Raw genomic sequence first — 21,273 nt, forward strand, 5'->3', positions numbered from 1 at the left:
AATATGGAGACGTTGCACTGCAACGTCTAATAAATATGGAGACGTTGCACCGCAACGTCTCTACGATCCACAAATCACCTGGCGCATTTTTCGCATATTTGCAGGTAATTCTAACTGCATTGCTTGCTGGATAAACATTGTAGGAATAGGAATATTTGGGGTTGCTTGCACGGCATAGGTTAGCAAAGTACCGCCTTGACAATCTTGCAAGCTCAAATCGGCGGCAAAATCAACAAACGTACCCCTTTCTAAACGAAACTGAATTTGCTGCTGTACTACTTCAATCACGTTTAGGTAAACTTCTACTTGCGCCGTAAAAAACAAAAAGGCTTTTTTAGCAGCTTGATATAAACGCTTTGCTTCGCCTCGGTGCAAAACTTCGCTTTTAGTTACATCAGGAAAATACTGCACCCAACGAGGGTAATCGGTGACTTGTTGCCAAACGTGCGATCGCACTACAGGTAAATACATTGTAGCTGTTACTGCCCCGCCCCAAGACGAATGCGATCGCGTTTCGACTAAAATTTCTCCCCCAATCATTGTTATTTGCTGGTGCTTACTCCACTCAGCAACCGATTTACTTACATCATTAGCAGAAAATTTATTCATTCTACGCGCGAGGTTCCCTAGACCAATAAATAAAAAAAGTGTAAAAAGTTACAGTAATTTAGTTAACTCAAGTAATAATTATCACTCAACTGTTTAGCAGTTTTGTAAAAAGATGCTAAACCTGCGATAAAGGTTCCAAGAACTTATACATTTTAGGTAAAGAGTAATAAATGTAATTAATACAAAGGTATAGTTATAATTCCCCGAAAATTGTCTGTATAGGTTATTACTAACTGTGGGCGATGGTTGGTAACTTGTGAAGTCTTGGCATCAAAAATCACATACCACATAAACCCTTTTCTTAACCCTGGCAAAAATTCCTCTATCCTTAGAATGAGAGAAATAGAAGGTAAAGCTGTAAATGTAGAGCAAAAACCACCTGTAGGTTGCATTCCTTAAATAATCATCAAGCAGCTTAAACAAGTATGAATTTTTGCAGTGACAATGTAACCGGAATATCGCCGGAAATATTAGCAGCATTAGCTGACGTGAACCAAGGCGCAGCTATGCCTTATGGGGAAGATGAAGGTACTAAAAGGTTGCAAACCAAGTTTGCAGAATTATTTGAAACCGACGTTACAGTGTTTCCTGTAACTACCGGAACAGCCGCTAACGCTTTAGCCTTATCTGTTATGGTTCCACCTTTTGGGGCGATTTACTGCCATACATCGGCACATATAAATGTCGATGAATGCGGTGCGCCAGAATTTTATACTGGTGGAGCAAAATTACTTACAATTCCCGGCAATAATGGTAAATTGTACGATCAAGACTTGACAAAAGCGATCGCACTTTCTGGTATTGGCGTTGTCCATCACGTCCAACCTACGGCTATTAGTATTACTCAAGCAACAGAAGCGGGGACAGTGTACAGCAAGTCCGAAGTTAGGCAAATTGCTGAAGTTGCCCGTACTTTTAACCTTAGCCTACATATGGATGGGGCGCGATTTGCTAACGCAGTTGCACACTTGGGTTGTTCTCCCGCAGATATTACCTGGCGTTGTGGTGTAGATGTGTTGTGTTTTGGAGCAACTAAAAACGGCGCTATGGCGGCGGAAGCTGTAATATTTTTCAACCCTGATTTAGCCCAAACCTTTAGCTACAGGCGCAAACGTAGCGGACACTTGTTGTCAAAAATGCGGTTTTTGTCAGCGCAGTTAGAAGCTTATATAGATAACGATTTGTGGTTAAAAAATGCGGCTCACGCGAACAAAATGGCGGAAAAACTTGCTACAGGACTTAGCAAGCTACCAGAAGTAAAACTTTATTATCCGGTAGATGCAAACGAGATATTTGTACAGTTACCCGAAGCTGTTATTGCTGGATTAATAGCAGATGGTTTCAAGTTTTATCGTTGGGAAGGAGAAGATTCACTGGTGGTGCGCCTCGTAACTGCTTTTGATACAAAAGAGGAATCTGTTGAGGCTTTAATAAAAGCGGCGGATTTTTATTCGGTTGCTGTATCTGGGAAGATTTAAGGGCAATATTGTCGCCCTTAAAACATAACTCCGATTGACTAGATAGCTTTTGTGGCGTTGCCCAATTCAGGGCGCGAAAATGATAAATGTGTGATTTCAAAACCAATGTAGAGACGGAGCAGCGCTACGTCTCTACACCGCGCTGTACGCGATTGAATTATTTGGATTATCTACCGCCGACAGTAATTGAATCTACCTTGATGTGTGGTTGACCTACAGTCACATAAATACTGCCACTTACAGAGCCACAAAAACCTGCTGCTAATCCTAAGTCTTGGGAACACATAGAAATTTTGTTCATGATTTCTTGCGCGTCGCCAATTAGGGTTGCACCTTTGAGGGGTTTAGTTAGTTTGCCATTTTCAATTAGATAAGCTTCATCGACAGCAAAGTTAAATTGACCTGTTGCGCCGACACTACCGCCGCCCATTTTTTTGCAATAAATGCCTTTATCGATAGAAGCAAATAAATCCTCTGTAGCGTAGTCTCCTGGAGCGATGTAGGTGTTACGCATCCTTGAAGCGGCTGCAAAGGTGTAATTTTGCCGACGACCGCTACCAGTGCGGGGTTGCCCGGTACGCATCGAACCTGTGCGATCGCTGATAAAGTTCTTTAATATGCCTTTTTCAATCAATAAGGTACGCTGGGCTGGCATTCCCTCATCATCCATATCGATTGTACCAAAAGCTTCGCTAGACAATCCCTCATCCCAAGCGGTTAGGCTTTCGTGGGCAATTTTTTGTCCTTTTTTATCGGCAAAAGGTGTAGTTTTGCGTTCAATTTGCGTCGTTTCTAATAGGTGTCCGCAGGCTTCATGAAAAATTACGCCGCCAAACTGATTTGCCATAATTATCGGATAATTGCCCGATTCAACGTAATCGGCGTACAGCATTTTTCCGGCGGATTCTGCCACTTCTGCGGCGGTAGTTGCGTAATCCCATGTTCTCAGGAAACTAGGAGAACTTGTATCGCCAACTCTCTGATTAATCGCCGCGCGGTTAGCTCCTTCGGCGCATAGCAAGCTATAACCAACTGATTGACTGAGGCGAATATCTCTGGCAAAAGTGCCGTCACTTGCAGCAATTAAAACTTCTTGCCAATCTCGAAAATAAACTGCTCGTCTTGATTGTACGTGACTTGCTTTGACTTTTAGTTGGGCATTTGCGTCTAACAATACTTCGCCCATTTCTTGCATTGAGCTACATCCCGACAGCCAAGTATCTTTACTTTTTTTGGTGGCGTAATCTCTCAGCAACTCTAGGTTAATTTCAGGTACATAAGCGTTTGGAGACGGTAGTTGCAAGCCAAGGATAGATAAACCCTTTTCTAAAGCCGCTTTTAGCCCGTTAAATGATAAATCGTTGGTGCTAACGTAACAATCCGCCGAGCCGCGAAATACTCTAACTCCCGCGCCCGTAGATAGTCGGGGGGAAATGCTGGTAATAGTGTCTTCTTCAGCTTGACAACTAATGTAATTTGCCCGCTCTAGGAAAAACTCGATAAAATCAGCACCCGCCGCTCGTCCTAAACCAAGCAGTGTAGAGAGGGGAGCTTCCCAAGTTTCATCAAAGCGATCGCTTGTAGAATTGTATTGTAAACTTAGTAGTTCTTTTGATAATAGGGTACTTGGGTACGTCGATAGCATCATCGGGTGTGCGCGTCCTTGGTTGAGGTGATACCTAGCTAAACTAAGTCTAACAAACCCCTCTAAGTCTCGTTGGCTAAAAGCTTTATAAAAATTGCTTGCTTAAGAATCTAGAAAATATATCAGCAGACCATGCTTTGATACTGTTACTTTTTCCTAAAAACAGGGATTAATAAAAATACAGTATGAACAAAATTATATGCCTCGCCGTATTCGTTACAGTAAAATACCTAGTGAACTCCGCGATATAGTTGTGCAGCAAGCAAAGTTACACGCTAAGTCCAGACAGCGCTCGATAAATGGACAAGCAATTAGAATGCCTCCATTGAATAAGCTTGTTAAATTAGCAGGGAATACTTGGGAATTTGCCAATGAAATAGCATTAGAAGATTTTATTTGGGATAACTTGACTGCTATTTTTAATTTGATTCCCCTAGAACGACAACGCCGGATTAACGGCGAACGATGCGATATTATTTCTGCATCTCAAAATAAACAGCTAGTAATAATAGAACTCAAAAACTCACTAGATAGAGGAATTGTTCAGCAATTAACTAGGTATTATGCCAATCTTGCAAAAAATAAATTATTTGATGTAGATTACGATTTACCAGTTAAGTTAATTGCAATTACGCCAAGTTTCCATTCACACAACTATATTGATCGAGAGTATAGTAAGCTAAACTTTGATTTTATTGAATTCAAGCTTGTAGTAACAAAAGATAGCGAACTATATCTTCATTTAAACAATGTTGATACAGCGCAAACTTGGGAAGCTCAAGTTACATACAACTTAGAGCAAGTTCACGATATCAAAGATTATTTACCACCTGTACCTAGTGTACTAGCTAAGATGATAGAGGGCTGTTCTGATGAACAGAAACAAATAATTTTACAAGTTAGGGAAAGATTTTTATGCTTCCACGAGCGCATTCAAGAAATTAAGGGAGCAAATTTCGTTAAATATGGTAGAGGTAAAAGTAATATATGTGCAGAGATACGTGCAAATACATACAGTGCTGAGATGCGAACCCTAGGTTTCAATCAGCCTGCATTATTTTTATATTTACCTATACCTGATCGCAGAACATCACGTACTTTGAATAACGATGAGTTGAATAAATTGTATAGACATCCTTTAGGTAGAATGCAAATTTGTTGCTCTACCAAAGACTGGAAGACATTTCACCCAGTTGTTAGTATTGCAGCATATATTCCCCCAGGTAAGAGAAGTTCAATAGGTGGTTACAGCATGGCTTCCTTTGCTCCATTCATAATAAATAAAGCTGATTGCGAATTAAATACCCTTGTGGACTTAGCACTGCAAAGCTGGCTCAATAAACTATAAATTATTTAAGCTAACGTGCGTGTTGATGATATGCCATATCTTCAATTCCCGTATCAATAATAGATTTATCAATTAGTTGCTCAAATTGATCCCACGCAGAATTATAATCAATAATTCGACAATTGTTCAGGAGTCCGATAATGCGCGAGTCTACGATGTATCAAGCTATTTTACGGGAAGGTCGGGCTGAGGGACTGCAACTTGGATTGACTCAAGGTCGCACCGTTGAAGGTAAAACATTAGTTCTCAAGCAGCTTACCCGGAAGTTGGGTAGTTTATCACCCGAAATTACAACAAAAGTGAGCGCTCTGAGTCTTGAAGATTTAGAGGCTTTGGGAGAGGCTTTGTTGGATTTTACAAGTGTTGAGGATTTGGAATCTTGGTTGGGGTAATTCAATGACAAATAAGTTTTCTTTTGGTATTCAAACTAGCAAGAACAATCTTGAATAAGAACTAAGAAAGTTATGCAAAGACCTTGAGAGCAATAGAAAGCTCTGGCTTTTGTTAGAGCAGATTTTGAAGACGTTGCATATTCAGTTTAACCTGCTCTAGTCATTGAGAGAAGGAACCCATCCTTCCGGGGTCGAAGCGATATATATTTAATTTTAATCCAACACAGCCAACACAGCTTTAGGCAACAACTTGTCTTTAAACCAGATGATTTTTGCTGGAACATCAGTTAAATTTACTCCAGCTTTTTCTAAGTTCAATCGTTCAGAAATAGCTAAAATTAAATCGTCTCTTTCGGCGCGGCGCACTTGGGAAAACTTTTTTTGTAGATATTCTGGTCGCCAATAACCAACTATTTCTAGTAATAAGCTGCGCCCGTCAGGATGTACTAATCGAAAATCGGGAATCATGACACTACCAGGAATCGGAATTAAATCAACTTCCCTCTCTAATACCCAATCGGATTTCAAAGATTCCCAGCGACTAGCAAAGGCTTCTTCTAACATACTGTCGTAAGGTTTACCTGGCGGATAATGAGATACTAAACCGCAATTGGCATCAAGGCTAAACTTTCCTGTTTTCCAATTGTTAGTATAAAAATCGCGGGTTTGTAAGGTGGCGCTAAGACTCCATTTTGTAACGTGCAACAGTGCGGGAATCATTTTTGCGATCGCAAGTCCATACCTCGTACTAGGCTTAAATAAGCTAGTTGCCCCATCTATAGTAATTGTAAACCCATGATCGGCATCCCCTTCTATATAAGCCATCAATTGAAACAGTTTCAAATACCGAAACAGCAGCTTATACTCTCCCGGAACATTGCGATGAGCATTTAATACTAATTGACTAGCACGATAAAATACTCCCTGTACTTGCGAAAGATTGTATTTATGTAGCAATTGCTCTGGTGTTGGTTCTTCAAACTCCATCAAAACCTTATTTTCTGCCAAGTCTGCGTAAAGTCCTTCCCGAATGTGCGCGGGTAAAACTTCTCGTTCTAATTCCTGACTAAGTTGCAAAGCCAATGTATCCAAAGTTTGACAGCTTTGAGGAGAACTTGGAACACTCAACGCCGATAAACTAAATACTCGCTCTCTTAATAATGGTGGTTCTAAAGGACTAACAACTTCAAACTCACACGCACTTTTAAGTAAATGAGCAAGTCCCCTTTTAAAGCGATAATCGGGGCTATCTCCTTCCAATTCTTGCAACTGACTATCTAATTGTCCTTGAGTACCGCCCCGCGCTGCTAAAAAACAATCAATCAATTCTCTTGCAACAGCTAAAGTTTGCTCATCAATCCTCAACCTTTTTGGGGTTATTGTCTCCCCATTTAGCCGATGAGTCAGCAACTCGCTTGGTAACATGATTATTCACTCCATACAACGGTACAATTTCTAGCTGTTTTGGCTCTGGTGGGGGTGGGAGACGTAGCACCGCTACGTCTCTACGTTGTTGTTCGCCTCGCCGCCGCGCCGATGTACCTTCTTCGCTAGTATCTTCTGCCACTACTTCATACATTATCGCCAATTTATGCTCGTCTCCCTTACGCAGCACCCGCCCCAACCTTTGCACGTATTCCCGCGCCGAACCCGTACCAGATAAGATAATCGCTACACTAGCGGCGGGTACATCTACCCCTTCATTTAAGACGTGAGAAGCTACTAAGGTTTTATATTCACCTTCTCGAAACCGCGTTAAAGTCTCGTGACGCTCTTTTACGGGGGTTTGGTGAGTAAGGGCGGGAATCAAAAATTCTTGGGAAATTCGGTAAACTGTAGCGTTATCGGCGGTAAAAATTAGCGTCCTTTCGGGGTGGTGTTGGGCGAGGATATTGCTCAAAATCCGCATTTTGCCGTCTGTACCTAAAGCAATTTCCTTCGCTTCTTTGTGGGCTAACATCGCTCTACGTCCGGCTGTAGAGCGCGCGCTGGCTTGAACGAACATTTGCCAGCCTTTGAGACTTCCTAGGGAGATTTTTACATCTTTTAAAAAACTATTGCGCTGTTCGATTAATTGCTTGTATCTTTCTCTTTCTAAATCTGAGAGTTTGACCTTAATTTGGACAATTTCATGCTTGGCTAAAGCGCTTCCGGCTAGTTCTTCCGCCGTTTTGCGATAGACTTCTTTGCCAATAAGTAGGTTTAAGTCTGCGTGTTTGCCATCGGTACGTTCGGGGGTTGCCGATAATCCTAACCTGTAAGGCGCGATCGCATATTCGGCAATAACTCGATTAAAATCTGTAGGTAAGTGGTGACACTCATCAAAAATTAGCAATGCGTAGCGGTTTCCGAGGGCTTCAGCGTGGATGGCGGCGCTGTCGTAGGTAGAAACTAATATAGAAGTGCGATCGCGCGATCCTCCCCCCAATAACCCGATCTCTGCGTCGGGAAATGATACCAGTAATTGAGCATACCACTGGTGCATTAAATCTATAGTCGGTACTACGATTAATGTGCTGCGTGGAGTCGCTTGCATTGCTAACAATGCTAAATAAGTTTTTCCGGCGGCGGTAGGAAGCACCACTACACCATTACGCCCTGCTTGTTTCCACGCTTGTAATGCCTCGCTTTGATGAGGATAAGGCTCTCTTTCCATACTAGAAAAGAGTTCTAAAGTCTCAAAAGCTCTAGCATTATCAATAAAATCCGTTTTTTCCCCTTGCAAAGCTTCGATAAAAGCTCTGTAATAGATAGCAGGGATGCGAAATTTCTCAACGCGATCGTCCCAAGTAGCGTAATCTACCCAAGTTTTACCTTTAGGTGGTGGATGCACAATTAACGTGCCGCGATCAAAGGATATTGTCGGGATTCGAGCCATTTAAGCCAATATTTTAGGGCAGATTTATATTTCCAGTCTAAGGATTAATGGTGTTTTCTGAAACTGTACTGTTGCGGCTCAAATTAATGTAATAGTTTATACTTTTGACGGTATATATCTACTACTTTTGATAGATTCCTAGTTGAAAGTATACTCAGGGGGGATTTTTTAAGGAGACAATAATTAGTTAGCGATCCCTCTCAATTAGGTTTTGGGGAAATTGTTTAACTAGCTGCTCATGCAATTCTACAGTTCTACGCGCCCATTTCGATGAAACTAGATCCCCTAAAAAGCATTAAATCTCATAGAGCGTGGATTCCGTATTTTGTGTTAGCGATCGCGCTTCTATTTACTGGTGCAACTACGTCTTATGTGTCAGTAACAGCTAAAGCAAATGATAAATTACGCTTTGAAAATACTGCTGATCGCGCAAAGCAGGATATTCAAGCTCAGTTTGAAACTTATATTACCTTGCTACGGGCTAGTAGCGGTTTATTTGCAGCAAGCGATCGCATTACCCGCTCGGAGTTTGCGGCTTTCGTTGACAGATTGAGATTAAAAGAGCGTTATCCAGGCGTACAAGGAATAGGCTTTTCGGTAAAGGTGCAGCCAGGAGAAAGAGCCGCCTTAGTCGCCGATTTGCAACAACAAGGACTAAAAAACTTTAATATTCGTCCAGATTTTGCCCGTAACGAGTATCACTCAATTATCTATTTAGAACCGTTGGATCGACGCAATAAGGAGGCAATTGGCTACGATATGTTCTCTGAAAAAGTGCGCCAAGCTGCGATGATTCGCGCCCGTGATACTGGCACACCCGCCGCTTCAGGAAAAGTCACTCTAGTACAGGAAATTGAGCAGCAAAAACAAGCAGGTTTTCTACTTTATATTCCCGTTTACCGCAATGGCACAATACCCGACACTGTAGCCCAAAGACAAAGAGACTTACTAGGTTTTGTTTATAGTCCGTTTCGCGCCAACGATTTAATTCAAGGGATTTTTGGAGATGACAAGCATCCAGGAATCGACTTTGCAATCTACGAGGGGAAAGATATTACCCCAGAAAATTTGCTGCACAATTCTCAAATTGCCGCAAATAACCCTAATTACAAACCATTTTTTCAGCAACAATCAACTATCGATATTGCTGGGCGCACTTGGAGCATTGTATTGAGTTCCCGTCCAGAATTTGAATTAAGTTCTGAAACTAGACTTGTACCTTATATTGGGTTTGTGGGCATTGCGATCGCACTTATTCTATTTGGCGCAACGCGAAGCCTAGTTATCGCCCGTGACACTGCGGAGAAATCTTCTGAAGAACTCCGAAAAAGCAGCACTCGGTTAAGATTTGCTCTAGATGCGGCACAATTAGGCGATTGGGATTTTGACCTTGCAACCCAAGCCACCCGGCGAAATCTTCAGCACGATCGCATATTTGGTCACAATACTTTGCTCCCAGAGTGGAGCTACGAAATGTTTTTAGAGCGCGTCCATCCTGACGATCGCCAAGACGTTGATCGCCAGTTTCAACACACTTTAGCTACCAATGAAAATTTGAATTTTGAATGTAGAGTATTTTGGGACGACCGAAGCATTCATTGGATTTGGATAACAGGTAGTGTTTATCGCAATGAGGAAGGTAAAGCAATACGGTTATTAGGAATAATTAAAGAAATAAGCGACCGCAAATTACTCCAAGACACGCTAAAACAAAAAGCTATCGAGCAAGAAGTATTATTAGATTCTGTTCCCGCCGTAGTTTTTTACAAAGACTTGGAAGCAAAATATATTGCGATCAACCGCCGGGGTGCGGAAATTATTAATAAACCAGTTGCGGAAATTATTGGTAAAACTGATAATAATTTCTTTCCCCAAGACCAAGCAACAGCATTTTATCATGACGACCGCGAAGTTATGACATCGGGCCAACCCAAACGCAGCATAGAAGAACCTGTAACGGGCGCTGATGGTAAGACAATGTGGGTAATAACTTACAAATCTCCTTACTTTAACTCCCAAGGAGAAGTTGCAGGGTTAGTCGGAATTACCATGGACATTAGCGATCGCAAATATGCGGAGATCGAACGCGATCGCTTTTTTACCTTATCCCTCGACTTGCTGTGTATCTGTGGGTTTGATGGTTATTTTAAACGCATAAATCCAGCCTTTGAAAAAATCCTCGGTTATACTTCAGCAGAAATACTTGCCAAACCATTTCTTGATTTTGTTCATTCTGAAGACGTAACCGTAACAATAAACGAAGTAGACAAATTGGCTATAGGCGAGCCTACTAAGTATTTTGAGAATCGCTACCAGTGCAAAGATGGTTCCTATCGCTGGTTAGCTTGGACAGTGTTTCCTGTAGTGGAGGAAGGATTGATGTATGCTGCATCTCATGATATTACGACACGCAAAGCCGCCGAAATAGAACGCGAACGACTCTTAGAGAGCGAACAAACTGCCCGTGCTACCGCCGAAGCTGCAAATCGGATGAAAGATGAGTTTTTAGCGACCCTTTCCCACGAGCTTCGTACCCCTTTAAATGCAATGGTAGGCTGGATTCAATTGTTGCGGACTCGTAAGTTTAATGAAACTACTACGGCTAAAGCTTTAGAAACTATAGATCGCAATACCAAGTCTTTACAGCAATTAATTGAAGATATTTTAGATGTATCGCGGATTATTACTGGAAAAATCCGCTTAGATTTCGCTTGTATATCACTGCAACCAATTGTAGAATCCGCCCTTGAGACAGTTCAAAGTGCAGCCCAAGCAAAAAATATTCGCTTAGAGTTTTATGTAGCACCAGAAATTAATCGAGTCCAAGGAGATTCTAGCCGCCTGCAACAAGTTTTATGGAATCTGTTATCTAATGCCGTCAAATTTACGCCCAAAGGCGGACGAGTTGAAGTGCGATTAGAAGTCCATAATTCTCGCGTCCAAATTAGTATCAAAGATAGCGGACAAGGTATTAGTCCAGACTTTTTACCTTATGTATTTGAGCGTTTTCGCCAAGAAGATGGGACAACGACAAGAACCTATGGCGGTTTGGGACTAGGTTTAGCAATTGTCCGTCATTTAATTGAACTTCATGGCGGAACAGTAAAAGCCGAAAGTGAAGGGATGGACAAAGGATCGACTTTTATAGTAACTTTGCCTATTAGCTCGGTAGTAAATACGGTAAAAGAAGTACCGCTACAAATGCCTGTAGTTGCTACTGAAGAACCAATTTTTTGTTTACCGTCCCTAGAGAATTTACGAGTATTAGTTGTAGATGATGAAGTAGATGCGCGAGAGGTAGTTAGTGCGGTATTGCTAGAGTATGGAGCCGAAATAAAAGCTGTAGCTACCGCTCAAGAAGCATTGATAGAAATTAGTCAATTTCAGCCTCATGTATTGGTAAGCGATATCGGAATGCCAGGAGTTGATGGCTATACACTAATTCGGAAAGTCCGGGCGCTTACGCCAGCACAAGGGGGGAAAGTTCCTGCTCTTGCTTTGACGGCTTACGCTAGAGCCGAAGATCGCAAAAAAGCTTTACTTGCAGGGTTTCAGTTGCACGTCCCCAAGCCGATAGATGCCGCAGAATTAGCGGTTGCGATCGCTCGTTTAGCCGGAAGAAATGTATAAGCTATATAAAATCGTCTTCGTTGGCTTGATGCTCGTTAGGGGTTGAATCTTTCACTTGATAGACTGCTGCTACCTTTGCAACACGGCAGAAACGATAACTGTAACTGTAGCAGCAGAAATTAAAGCAAAAGCAAGATTTACTACTTGATTAGACGCTTTTTGATAAGCATCTATTCTAGTGTTGCTCTCTAACTGCTTTATTTCTAAAGCTTGAATTTCCCTATCTAGTTTGTCAAATCTATTTAATACTTGCTGTTGGAAATCTTCTGTAGATTGCATTATTTTTTTACCTAATAGTTAAATTTTTCGGCGTTGCTGAAAGTATGATAATTTTTCTTTATCTCCTCCTCATTCATACCGCATTAGGAATTGTTCATTAAAATCATTACCAATTACCAATTACCAATTACCATTTTCTTAAATTACAGCCCTGCAAACCATTCATACCCTTGGTCTTCCCAATAACCTTTAATCGGTAATAACTTCTCAACTAAAACTATGCGTGTCACCCATTTACTTTGTTTATATCCAAGTTTAATTGGCGATGCCAAACGCAAAGGCGCACCATTTTCGACGGGCAAAGGTTGACCATTTTTTTCATAAGCCATCAAGGTTTGAGGATGCAAAGCCGAAGCTATATCCCAACTTTCGTAATAGCCATCCGCCGATTCAAAATAGATGTAGCGGACGTTTGATTTAGGTTTAGCAAGCACAACAATATCTCGCAATTGTAACCCGCCCCATTGGACAATTGCCGCCCATCCTTCAACGCAGACATGACGAATTATCATTGATGTATGGGGCATTTGTTGAATATCTGCCATGCTCAAACTTAAAGGATTATCAACATCGCCTTCAACTAATAACCTAAATTTTACTGTGTCAATTTTTGGCGTAAACCTATAACTATTAATAATTAAAGCGTCAGGTTCAATAGCACTAATACTAAATTCTGGTACAGGCTGCTGGGGATTTAATAATAATTCTTCTAATCTTTGATTTAGCGGTTCAAAAGCTTGTCCAACAACTTCTTCAAATAATCTGATTCCACACCCACTTAATAACAAGCTAAGGCTAGAAAAACCTGATAACTGTAAAAAACGACGACGTAATAATAGGCGATCGCGTTGCATCGGTTCCATAATATACTACCAAAACATTGATTCTTGTAAACGCGAACCGCCAACTTTTAGCCCTAAAAGAGAATGAACTACAGCAAACATAATTACTATCGGTACAGTGCTAAAATGCACAATCCGTAAGGCTTGCCAATCGCCAAAACAGTCCACAATCCAGTAAAATTGAGCAGGCTTATACATACCCGCACCACTAAATACAGCTAAGAGCAAAATAGGAATAATTGCTGTATACGCCAACCGATGCCAAGCGTAGTTTTTTCTTTTTTGATTATTACTTACTTGCAAAGCTTTAACATCTTTGCCGCTAACAAATCTGTGCTTCCAGCGTCGAGTTATGGCAATATAAACCCCGTAAAACAATAAATTAAGGGCAAACAACCACATAGCGGCAAAATGCCAGTGTCTACCCCCCGCCAGCCAACCACCGAGGGCAAATATTGGGGGAATCTGCAACCCATCGCGCCCACCAAATACCGGATTAGCGTTGTAAATTTGTATACCACTTGTCATCATTAACAGCAGGCTAACTAGGTTAACCCAATGAAATACCTTAGCAAATAAAGCTTGATGTATGGGGCGCAGAAAGGGAGAAATAGAAGAATCCATAGATTTTAGTTAACTAGAAATAATTTAATATTGTCTCAAAAGTGCGATCGCCTCCCTCAATTGTAAAATAGTTACAACGTGCGAAGTCTTACTAAAAAAAATGCCGCTCAAAATCATCGAACACTTTGATAGTAGTTTTACCCTTGCGCCTGTTGCCCAGGCGGCTTTGTTTAGCTTATTACGTGGTGAATCTTTCCTTAGCCAACTATCGGCGCAAATAGAGGGCAAAACTGTAGAGTTTACCGAGTTGTTGTTTCAGCCTGTACCTTATACTACGGCGACACCTAAAGGAATGCCAGCAGAGTTTGAAAAGTACCACGCCGACGCAAATTATATTATTATCAACGTCCCGCCTAACTTTATGTTTCAGGCAAAAATCTTTAAACCCAGTCGCCTTTGTGCAATTTACCGCCGATTAGATCATGACAACTGATACTCCTAGCCTTGTTAGTTTAGAATATATCCCGTATTTAGATGAAGACGGTCAATTACCTGCACAATTTTCAGGAAAAGTCGGAGTTTACGCCATTTTTGACAAAGATAAAGTGTTGCAATACGTGGGTTATTCCCGAGATGTCGATCTTAGCCTCAAACAGCATATAGTTCGCCAAGCAACAAAATGTTACTGGCTTAAAGTTCACTTAAGCGATCGCCCCAGCCGAACTATTTTAGAATCTATTAAAGATGCTTGGATAAGCGAAAATAGTGCGAGTCCCGCCAGCCTAGCATCAGAATCCGCACAGTGGACAGATCCCATTGATGCCACTCTCACAATGACGGTGGAAGAACAAAGTAGTTACAAGGCGGGTGACGGATTAATTCAAGATAAATTGCTCAAAAATATTGCTCGTCGAGTAGAGCAACAGATATTAGCACAATTGAGCGATCGCGGCTTAAAAATGCCAATACGTTTCAATCCTAAACTTAAAGAAAAAGGTTTACTCGATTTAAAGCAGTAGAAATATTTAAAGCTACCTCTATATTCCCTTATTAGCCTAGGATTTAAACCCTGGGCTAACTGCTTTTTAGTAAATATTCAAACAGTTAACAATTTTGTTGTGCCACTTTAAAAACAGTCTATTAACTTCCAATTTATCTTTATAAAAATGTTAACAAAAATCTGTTTTCTGTAAAAACCTTTTAACAACATCGGAAACTTTTTAAGCAGTTATTCGACTATAAAAATATGAAAGTAAAAACACTAACACTTATGAAATCATCTCTTAAACAATCTGTCAAGCTTGCCGCGTTATCTGCTTTATTAATTGTTCCAGTATTATCCGCCCAGTCAGTATCAGCAAAGCCTTCAGGCACTAGAGCCAGTTACTTAGGCGCAGGAATTTCTACCGGGGTTACTAATGGTGGACAAACTGGAGATGCGGCAACATTCGGCGGTAATATTCAAGGGCGTTTCGCAATTCCTAATACACCAATTTCAGCGCGGGGAGCAATTCTATTTAGTGATGAAACTAGTGCGATTATGCCAATGATTTCCTACGATGTTCCTATTACTAATAAAGCCAATGCCTATGTAGGTGCAGGCTACTCTTTTGTAGAAGCAAATGGTAAACCAACACCTTTAGGTAACAAAGATTCCGTTGTGCTGACTACTGGCTTAGAAAAGGAACTAACCAAAAACATCATGTTTTACACCGATGCCAAATTAGGTATAAAAGCTTATGAAAATAGCCCAGCCTCGGCGGTAAGTTTCCAAGTTGGTGCAGCTTATCGGTTCTAATTTTTAGGTTTGGTAAGGTTCAATTAAATTAAAGTTGGGTTGTTTGGTCATAAAGGAGGCAAACCCCAACTTTTTATCGTGTTAAAATCAAGGTATTCCTCATAATACCGACGGATTTACCGGAGATTGAACAGCCGATTGGGGTGTTTGTAATTCTACTGGTGCGGCGGTGAACGTTGTAGTCTTAAAATCTCCCCTAATCAAGTGCAATGGTAAAGTCCTCTATTTCTACTCCTACTGCGTCGCGTAAACCTTCTAAAGTTGAAGGCTTAAAAGAACGTAGTAATTTTTTGCGTGAGCCTGTAGCTACTGAACTAAAACAAGATACAACGCATTTTTCCGAAGACGCAATCCAAATACTCAAGTTTCACGGCTCTTATCAGCAAGATAACCGCGATAATCGCGTCAAGGGACAAGAAAAAGATTATCAATTTATGCTGAGAACCCGCAACCCCGCAGGTTTTGTACCTCCCGAACTGTATTTAACTCTAGATAGGTTAGCCCAAGAATACGGCAATCAGACGCTTAGAGTTACAACTAGACAAGGCTTTCAGATGCACGGGATTTTAAAGAAAAATCTCAAAAGTGCGATCGCAGCCATAATAAAAAGTATGGGTTCGACTTTGGGCGCGTGTGGCGATGTCAACCGCAATGTCATGGCTCCCCCCGCTCCCTTTAAAAATCAACCAGCCTATCAATACGCTTGGGAATACGCGGATAATATTGCTCAGTTACTAACACCGCAAACGGGCGCATATTACGAAATTTGGCTCGATGGCGAAAAAGCAGTTAGCGCCGAAGAAAACCCCGAAGTAGTCGCCGCTCGTCAAAGCAACGGTACAGGTACAATTATTCACGATAACCCCGAACCAATTTACGGTACATACTATATGCCCCGTAAGTTTAAGTGTTCGGTAACTGTACCAGGGGATAATTCTATTGATTTGTATTCTCAAGACTTGAGTTTGGTAGTTATTACGGGCGAAAAGCAAGAGTTACTAGGTTTTAATGTCTTTGCTGGTGGAGGATTGGGGAGAACTCACAACAAAGAAGAAACCTTTGCACGCATGGCTGACGAGATTTGCTATGTAGCCAAAGAGGACGTTTATGAGCTAATTAAGGCAATTGTCGCTACTCAAAGAGATTATAGCGATCGCACTGACCGCCGCCACGCCCGTTTAAAATACTTGATGAACGATTGGGGCGTTGACAAATTCCGCGCCAAAGTTGAGGAATACTTCGGTAAAAAACTTGCTCCCTTCCAAGCTTTACCAGAATTTAAGTATGAAGATTTCCTCGGCTGGCAAGAACAAGGAGACGGTAAGCTATTTGTAGGTATATCGGTAGAAAATGGACGAGTCAAAGATGAAGGCTCTTTGCAATTACGGACAGCATTACGTGAAATTGTCCAGCAATTTAATTTACCAATTCGTCTTACCGCCCACCACAATATAATTTTCTACGATATCGAGCCAAGTCAAAAGCAGGCGATTCAAGACATTTTGACTCGTTGTGGCGTACAAACTGACCCCCAGGCTATTAATGCTCTAGTACGCTACTCTATGGCTTGCCCAGCTATGCCTACGTGCGGATTAGCAATCACTGAATCCGAGCGAGTTATGCCTAGTGTTCTCAAGCGGATTGAAACATTACTTGAACAAGTAGGTTTAGAAAACGAGCATTTTGTAGTCAGAATGACTGGTTGTCCTAATGGTTGCGCTCGTCCGTATTTAGCAGAATTAGGCTTTGTGGGGAGTGCTACAGAGTCTTATCAAGTTTGGTTAGGTGGTTCGCCAAGTCAAACACGGTTAGCAGTTCCCTATATGGAACGGATGCACATTAACGATCTGGAAACGCAATTAAAGCCAATTTTTGCTTATTTTAAACAAGAAAAGCAAGAAAACGAAAGTTTTGGTTGTTTTTGCGATCGCCTGGGCTTTGATGCAATCCGTGAATTTGCCGCCAATTACGAAGTAGAAAACGTCGTTGAAGCTTACTCCACCGATGATAGTGATGGCTTAGTCGAAGCAATGGCAGATTCTGCCGTTACCGATGATTCTAACGGGCAATTAGTCGCTATTGGCAACACTACTACAGCTAAAAATAAATTACGCCGTCGCCTCAGCTTAAGTGATGATATTTACCTCCAGCTAAAAGCCGCCGCTACTAGCCAAGGTAAATCGATGACTCAAATTGCTAATGCGGCAATTGAGGCTTACTTGAAATCTGATTAATGGCACAATTACAAAGACTTGCGATCGCATTTTCTCAGTTGCAAGACAAACAAATTTTGCTAAAACGAGAACAACTGCACTATCTCAGCCATGTTTTACGGCTGAAAGAGGGCGAGTCTTTTATTGCTATGGATGGTCAGGGTAATTCGTGGCTGGCGGCGCTAGAAGCCCAACAAGGGCGAATTTTAGAGCCGCTAGAAGTTACAAGCGAATTACCTATAGCCATTACTTTAATTGCCGCTTTACCAAAAGGAAATGGCTTTGATGAAGTAGTCCGTTGCTGTACAGAACTAGGTGTAACAACAATTATGCCCGTAATAGGCGATCGCACTATTCTTAATCCCAGTCCCCAAAAACTAGAAAGGTGGCGGCGAATTGCCACTGAAGCGGCGGAACAATCGGAAAGGGCAATTATCCCAGCTATTTTAGAGCCTGTGGCTTTTAGTTCCGCGATTAGCACCATTAGCGCTAATTATCGTTATTTGTGCGTAGCGCGGGGCGAACATCCCCATTTACTAGACGCAATTAATTCTGGACAAAGTGGGGAAATTGCGATCGCTATTGGCTGTGAAGGAGGCTGGACAGGGGCAGAAATTGACAAAGCGATGGAGTTGGGGTTTCAAAAATTTTCTTTAGGAAGCCGTATTTTAAGAGCAGTTACCGCGCCAATAGTTGCTTTGTCTATTGTGGCGGCGGCTTTTGAAACGGACAAATAATTAAGCGCCACAGCACCAATTAGTTATATTGAGCTAGTAAACTGGGATTTTAGATTTTTTATAACTATTTTCATCGTTATGTTTGATGATGTTATCGCTGCTTTTGAACGCCAAGATTACGGAGCCGTCGCCCAACTATTGCAACCCTTATTACAAACATCCCCTGACAATCCTTGGGTACAATTTTACGCGGGAAGACTGTATGAGGAGCTAGGCGAACTAGAAGCCGCCCAAAATGTCTATCGAAAACTCCTAAAAGACGTTACTAATACAAAACTTTTAGCTCGAACACGTCAAAGTTTACACCGCCTAGAAACCCTAATTTCCGAACTTGGGCAACGGGGGATTGCTCAAGCTACTACGCAGCCCCATAATAATCAATTAGGGGTATTAGTTTTAGAAGCCATAGCTAGTGAAAGCAAAACTGTAGCGGCTCAAAACTTTGCTCAAATTATGCAAATCGAACCCTACGCCGCACGGCTACAGCTTCCTAGTCGCGGTTGGCGGTTTTATAAAAGCGGGGCGATTGGTGAATTAAAATTTTTAGGTCAGCAACTCTGCGCTGCGGGTATTCCTTGTATTTGGGCAACTCTGACAGAAATTAACCAAATCCGCGTTTTCCAGGTCAGCTATATACAATACGCCGAACCTCAAGCTACCGTCATTTGCCAAAACGAACAAGGTCAAAGGGGCGCTATGACTTTTAATTGGTCGGAAGTAAGCGATCGCACTTTAGGATTATTACCTATTTTTGAACAAGTAGTAGATCGAGACGTGCGGGGAAAACTTCAGCGCAAAACCAAAACTCAAGACTACGCCCACTTTTGCGATTTACTTCTGCCTAGTCGAGGTTGTATTTTGCGTATCCACGATCATAGCTACCAATACCAAGAAGGCGTTACAAAGATCGATAAATGCGATCGCTCAACCATTAGAATTAGCTGGAATAGCCTGCTCGATTTTCTCTCCCTTCAACTACCATCTACCCCAATTTGGTCTGATTTTTCTCCTTTTGCGGAAACTATAATCGACCAAATCGAACTATTGAAGCGCATTCCTTCTCATATTCATCTTTTGCGCCGCACTCAATCTAGTTGGGATTCGGCGTTTACCCTGTACAGCACTCTAGTCTCGATTAAAGCTGCTAATAAAATAGAGGAGAAATAACTTTTCTCCCCTTAACTCTAACTAATCTTTAGCTTGTTTTTTTACCTGATTTGCCATATCAAGGAAGTTAGTCATATTTGCTCCAGGGCGACGACGGCTAGTCGAACTATTAGCTGGGTTAAGATACTTGGGCGCAAAAGTTGTTTCAGTTTTGTTTTGCCCATTGCTGCTTGCTGCTATAGAAATGCTCGGTTTTGCTGGTTCTGCTTTCAACCCTTCTGCTGTTTGCACTAACTCAACTTTACTCTTTTTAGTAGCTACAGGCTCGGCAGTTGCTGCTACTTTTTGCCCAGATTCAGAGGTTTTAGCTTTTTCTACAGATTGTTTGGCGGCGGTTACTGGCTCGGATGTTTTAGCTTTTTCTACAGATTGTTTGGCGGCGGCTACTGGCTCGGATGTTTTTACTGTTTCTGCTACTTGCTTTGCTGCTTCAACGGTAGCATTTTTAGTTTTTTCTACAGCTTGTTTTACGGCGGCTACTGGTTGCGTTAACAAGTTAGCATCTTCCGATTCATCAAGCTCCATGAAATAGCCGCTACGTTTTTTTGGTTTAGCGACCGAGGGCTTTACTTGTTTATCAGTTTGGGCTTTTTTACCTGCAAGCAACCCGACAAAAAAAGATAATGTTCCCGTCAATATTTTTTTAGAATTATCAATCATTATAATCTCTCCTATTTTTCAGCAATGAATTAAAGTCACAACAAAATCTTTTTTTATGCAAAAAGTATCAGCTTTTTGAACATGGTTTTTTTTTATTTGAGCAATCTACTTGTTATTAGCAATTTCTAGTTGTTATCAAATTGCTTCTTAGGTTAACTGCAACTTGCACTCAGCCAAAACCAATTATGATTTTTTAACGTCCCTTGTTGCAAGATTATTAGACAATTGTTAACAAAACTTATACAAAAATATAACTAAGCATTTATACTTAATCGCTTAAAATAACAAGATGGGAAATTACTTAGTAAATAGTCACATATATTTAACAAAGAGGTATAAATTGCCCTGAGTTAAAGTTGAAATAACTGCTAGCCCAGTACCTTAACTAAATCCTCGTTTTTCAAGTAGTAATTAGAAATTAGTTATTTAAAAGGATAGGACGACAAGTTTGAGAAATCGTGAATGCGTACTATTAGTTCATGGATTGAATGATACGAGGGCAATTTTTCAAACAATGGCTCCAAGTTTAATAAAGCTTGGTTGGACAGTATACGATCTCGATTTGCTGCCAAGCAATGGTAAATTGCCTCTTGACAAATTAGCCAAACAGGTAGCAGATTATGTAAGCGCAACTTTTGCCCCTGAAGAAAAGCTAAGTGTAATTGGTTTTAGTATGGGGGGAATTGTTAGCCGCTATTACATCCAAAGGTTGGGGGGAATAGAACGAGTGAAAAGCTTTATTACTATAGCGTCTCCCCATCAAGGAACTTGGATAGCGCAGTTTTCCCAGCGTCCAGGCTGCGTGCAAATGCGACCCAATAGCGCCTTTTTGCAAGATTTAGAGCGAGATGTAGAGATGCTAGAGCGCCTCAACTTTACATCAATTTGGACACCTTACGATTTAATAATTGTGCCAGCCAATAGTTCGCAACTACCTGTAGGGAGAAATGTTTCTCTGCCAGTATTGCGTCATGATTGGATGGTAACAGACGCAAGATGTCTGAGTATAGTTGCTGAAGCTTTAGAGGAATAA

20 protein-coding genes are annotated in these 21,273 nt (G+C 41.3%); 11 read left to right on the forward strand and 9 right to left on the reverse strand.

All coding sequences use genetic code 11. From position 1 onward, the window contains the following. Positions 1-60: 60 nt before the first annotated feature. Both C7B70_RS11700 and C7B70_RS26335 read right to left on the reverse strand, forming a co-directional pair. Positions 61-609, reverse strand: coding sequence for an SRPBCC family protein (locus C7B70_RS11700; RefSeq protein ID WP_106369228.1), 549 nt, complete (start codon positions 607-609; stop codon positions 61-63). Between the two features lie 176 nt (positions 610-785). After that, positions 786-1,001: a hypothetical protein gene (locus tag C7B70_RS26335; RefSeq protein ID WP_158260486.1), complete on the reverse strand. Its 216-nt coding sequence runs from the start codon at positions 999-1,001 to the stop codon at positions 786-788. 33 nt (positions 1,002-1,034) lie between these two features. Between C7B70_RS26335 and C7B70_RS11705 the strand changes: the two genes are divergently transcribed. Further along, positions 1,035-2,087: a low specificity L-threonine aldolase gene (locus C7B70_RS11705; RefSeq protein WP_106369229.1), complete on the forward strand. Its 1,053-nt coding sequence runs from the start codon at positions 1,035-1,037 to the stop codon at positions 2,085-2,087. Between the two features lie 166 nt (positions 2,088-2,253). On the opposite strand, the gene C7B70_RS11710 is transcribed toward C7B70_RS11705, so the two are convergent. After that, positions 2,254-3,732, reverse strand: a complete 1,479-nt coding sequence (locus C7B70_RS11710; protein ID WP_106369259.1) for a TldD/PmbA family protein — start codon at positions 3,730-3,732, stop codon at positions 2,254-2,256. A gap of 199 nt (positions 3,733-3,931) precedes the next feature. On the opposite strand from C7B70_RS11710, the gene C7B70_RS11715 reads away from it, so the two are divergent. After that, complete coding sequence (locus C7B70_RS11715; RefSeq protein ID WP_106369230.1) at positions 3,932-5,080, forward strand: hypothetical protein; 1,149 nt, start codon at positions 3,932-3,934, stop codon at positions 5,078-5,080. 140 nt (positions 5,081-5,220) lie between these two features. Continuing rightward, the gene (locus tag C7B70_RS11720) at positions 5,221-5,472 is read left to right on the forward strand and encodes a DUF4351 domain-containing protein (protein ID WP_106369231.1); all 252 of its coding nucleotides are present in this window, start codon (positions 5,221-5,223) and stop codon (positions 5,470-5,472) included. A 213-nt stretch (positions 5,473-5,685) separates the two neighbouring features. On the opposite strand, the gene C7B70_RS11725 is transcribed toward C7B70_RS11720, so the two are convergent. Together C7B70_RS11725 and C7B70_RS11730 are read right to left on the reverse strand one after the other, a co-directional pair. Beyond that, positions 5,686-6,897 (reverse strand): DUF790 family protein, encoded by a 1,212-nt coding sequence (locus C7B70_RS11725; protein WP_106369232.1) that lies wholly within the window; start codon positions 6,895-6,897, stop codon positions 5,686-5,688. Further along, positions 6,827-8,350, reverse strand: a complete 1,524-nt coding sequence (locus C7B70_RS11730) for a DEAD/DEAH box helicase (protein WP_106369233.1) — start codon at positions 8,348-8,350, stop codon at positions 6,827-6,829. Before C7B70_RS11730 ends, C7B70_RS11725 begins: the two co-directional genes overlap by 71 nt. Positions 8,351-8,620: 270 nt before the next feature. Between C7B70_RS11730 and C7B70_RS11735 the strand changes: the two genes are divergently transcribed. Next, positions 8,621-11,980 carry a CHASE domain-containing protein gene (locus C7B70_RS11735; RefSeq protein ID WP_106369234.1) on the forward strand — a complete coding sequence of 1,120 codons (3,360 nt, stop codon included), beginning with the start codon at positions 8,621-8,623 and terminating at the stop codon, positions 11,978-11,980. Positions 11,981-12,049: 69 nt separating this feature from the next. On the opposite strand, the gene C7B70_RS11740 is transcribed toward C7B70_RS11735, so the two are convergent. The 3 genes from C7B70_RS11740 to C7B70_RS11750 all read right to left on the reverse strand — a co-directional run bounded on the left by C7B70_RS11740 (position 12,050) and on the right by C7B70_RS11750 (position 13,725). Next, the gene (locus C7B70_RS11740; RefSeq protein ID WP_199192208.1) at positions 12,050-12,259 is read right to left on the reverse strand and encodes a hypothetical protein; all 210 of its coding nucleotides are present in this window, start codon (positions 12,257-12,259) and stop codon (positions 12,050-12,052) included. A 143-nt stretch (positions 12,260-12,402) separates the two neighbouring features. Continuing rightward, positions 12,403-13,122, reverse strand: a complete 720-nt coding sequence (locus C7B70_RS11745) for a molybdopterin-dependent oxidoreductase (RefSeq protein WP_106369236.1) — start codon at positions 13,120-13,122, stop codon at positions 12,403-12,405. 6 nt (positions 13,123-13,128) lie between these two features. Then, on the reverse strand, positions 13,129-13,725 hold the full coding sequence (locus tag C7B70_RS11750) for a cytochrome b/b6 domain-containing protein (protein WP_106369237.1): 597 nt from the start codon (positions 13,723-13,725) through the stop codon (positions 13,129-13,131). Between the two features lie 100 nt (positions 13,726-13,825). Between C7B70_RS11750 and C7B70_RS11755 the strand changes: the two genes are divergently transcribed. The 6 genes from C7B70_RS11755 (at position 13,826) to C7B70_RS11780 (ending at position 19,580) form a co-directional block, all read left to right on the forward strand. After that, positions 13,826-14,158 carry a hypothetical protein gene (locus C7B70_RS11755; RefSeq protein ID WP_106369238.1) on the forward strand — a complete coding sequence of 111 codons (333 nt, stop codon included), beginning with the start codon at positions 13,826-13,828 and terminating at the stop codon, positions 14,156-14,158. Then, complete coding sequence (locus C7B70_RS11760; RefSeq protein WP_199192215.1) at positions 14,145-14,684, forward strand: GIY-YIG nuclease family protein; 540 nt, start codon at positions 14,145-14,147, stop codon at positions 14,682-14,684. The genes C7B70_RS11755 and C7B70_RS11760 overlap by 14 nt, the downstream gene beginning before the upstream one ends. 251 nt (positions 14,685-14,935) lie before the next feature. Further along, positions 14,936-15,463 (forward strand): outer membrane beta-barrel protein, encoded by a 528-nt coding sequence (locus tag C7B70_RS11765; RefSeq protein ID WP_106369240.1) that lies wholly within the window; start codon positions 14,936-14,938, stop codon positions 15,461-15,463. 209 nt (positions 15,464-15,672) lie between these two features. Beyond that, positions 15,673-17,697, forward strand: coding sequence for a sulfite reductase, ferredoxin dependent (gene sir, locus C7B70_RS11770; RefSeq protein ID WP_106369241.1), 2,025 nt, complete (start codon positions 15,673-15,675; stop codon positions 17,695-17,697). Next, positions 17,697-18,413 (forward strand): 16S rRNA (uracil(1498)-N(3))-methyltransferase, encoded by a 717-nt coding sequence (locus C7B70_RS11775; RefSeq protein ID WP_106369242.1) that lies wholly within the window; start codon positions 17,697-17,699, stop codon positions 18,411-18,413. Before sir ends, C7B70_RS11775 begins: the two co-directional genes overlap by 1 nt. Positions 18,414-18,491: 78 nt before the next feature. Then, positions 18,492-19,580, forward strand: a complete 1,089-nt coding sequence (locus tag C7B70_RS11780; protein ID WP_106369243.1) for a tetratricopeptide repeat protein — start codon at positions 18,492-18,494, stop codon at positions 19,578-19,580. Positions 19,581-19,601: 21 nt separating this feature from the next. Here C7B70_RS11780 and C7B70_RS11785 read toward each other — a convergent pair whose 3' ends face one another. After that, positions 19,602-20,240, reverse strand: coding sequence for a hypothetical protein (locus C7B70_RS11785; protein WP_106369244.1), 639 nt, complete (start codon positions 20,238-20,240; stop codon positions 19,602-19,604). A 448-nt stretch (positions 20,241-20,688) separates the two neighbouring features. On the opposite strand from C7B70_RS11785, the gene C7B70_RS11790 reads away from it, so the two are divergent. After that, complete coding sequence (locus C7B70_RS11790) at positions 20,689-21,273, forward strand: triacylglycerol lipase (protein ID WP_106369245.1); 585 nt, start codon at positions 20,689-20,691, stop codon at positions 21,271-21,273.

The sequence above is a fragment of the Chlorogloea sp. CCALA 695 genome, from assembly GCF_003003885.1.
Taxonomy (GTDB): Bacteria; Cyanobacteriota; Cyanobacteriia; order Cyanobacteriales; family Chroococcidiopsidaceae; genus Aliterella.

What these genes read in the sequence shown, in the direction of transcription:
- C7B70_RS11765 (WP_106369240.1), top strand. Translation starts at nt 14,936, where the DNA reads ATGAAATCATCTCTTAAACAATCTGTCAAGCTTGCCGCGTTATCTGCT.
- C7B70_RS11725 (WP_106369232.1), bottom strand. Translation starts at nt 6,897, where the DNA reads ATGTTACCAAGCGAGTTGCTGACTCATCGGCTAAATGGGGAGACAATA.
- C7B70_RS11750 (WP_106369237.1), bottom strand. Translation starts at nt 13,725, where the DNA reads ATGGATTCTTCTATTTCTCCCTTTCTGCGCCCCATACATCAAGCTTTA.
- sir (WP_106369241.1), top strand. Translation starts at nt 15,673, where the DNA reads ATGGTAAAGTCCTCTATTTCTACTCCTACTGCGTCGCGTAAACCTTCT.
- C7B70_RS11700 (WP_106369228.1), bottom strand. Translation starts at nt 609, where the DNA reads ATGAATAAATTTTCTGCTAATGATGTAAGTAAATCGGTTGCTGAGTGG.
- C7B70_RS11740 (WP_199192208.1), bottom strand. Translation starts at nt 12,259, where the DNA reads ATGCAATCTACAGAAGATTTCCAACAGCAAGTATTAAATAGATTTGAC.
- C7B70_RS11720 (WP_106369231.1), top strand. Translation starts at nt 5,221, where the DNA reads ATGCGCGAGTCTACGATGTATCAAGCTATTTTACGGGAAGGTCGGGCT.
- C7B70_RS11785 (WP_106369244.1), bottom strand. Translation starts at nt 20,240, where the DNA reads ATGATTGATAATTCTAAAAAAATATTGACGGGAACATTATCTTTTTTT.
- C7B70_RS11780 (WP_106369243.1), top strand. Translation starts at nt 18,492, where the DNA reads ATGTTTGATGATGTTATCGCTGCTTTTGAACGCCAAGATTACGGAGCC.
- C7B70_RS11775 (WP_106369242.1), top strand. Translation starts at nt 17,697, where the DNA reads ATGGCACAATTACAAAGACTTGCGATCGCATTTTCTCAGTTGCAAGAC.
- C7B70_RS11710 (WP_106369259.1), bottom strand. Translation starts at nt 3,732, where the DNA reads ATGCTATCGACGTACCCAAGTACCCTATTATCAAAAGAACTACTAAGT.
- C7B70_RS11755 (WP_106369238.1), top strand. Translation starts at nt 13,826, where the DNA reads ATGCCGCTCAAAATCATCGAACACTTTGATAGTAGTTTTACCCTTGCG.
- C7B70_RS11745 (WP_106369236.1), bottom strand. Translation starts at nt 13,122, where the DNA reads ATGGAACCGATGCAACGCGATCGCCTATTATTACGTCGTCGTTTTTTA.
- C7B70_RS26335 (WP_158260486.1), bottom strand. Translation starts at nt 1,001, where the DNA reads ATGCAACCTACAGGTGGTTTTTGCTCTACATTTACAGCTTTACCTTCT.
- C7B70_RS11735 (WP_106369234.1), top strand. Translation starts at nt 8,621, where the DNA reads ATGAAACTAGATCCCCTAAAAAGCATTAAATCTCATAGAGCGTGGATT.
- C7B70_RS11715 (WP_106369230.1), top strand. Translation starts at nt 3,932, where the DNA reads ATGCCTCGCCGTATTCGTTACAGTAAAATACCTAGTGAACTCCGCGAT.
- C7B70_RS11705 (WP_106369229.1), top strand. Translation starts at nt 1,035, where the DNA reads ATGAATTTTTGCAGTGACAATGTAACCGGAATATCGCCGGAAATATTA.
- C7B70_RS11730 (WP_106369233.1), bottom strand. Translation starts at nt 8,350, where the DNA reads ATGGCTCGAATCCCGACAATATCCTTTGATCGCGGCACGTTAATTGTG.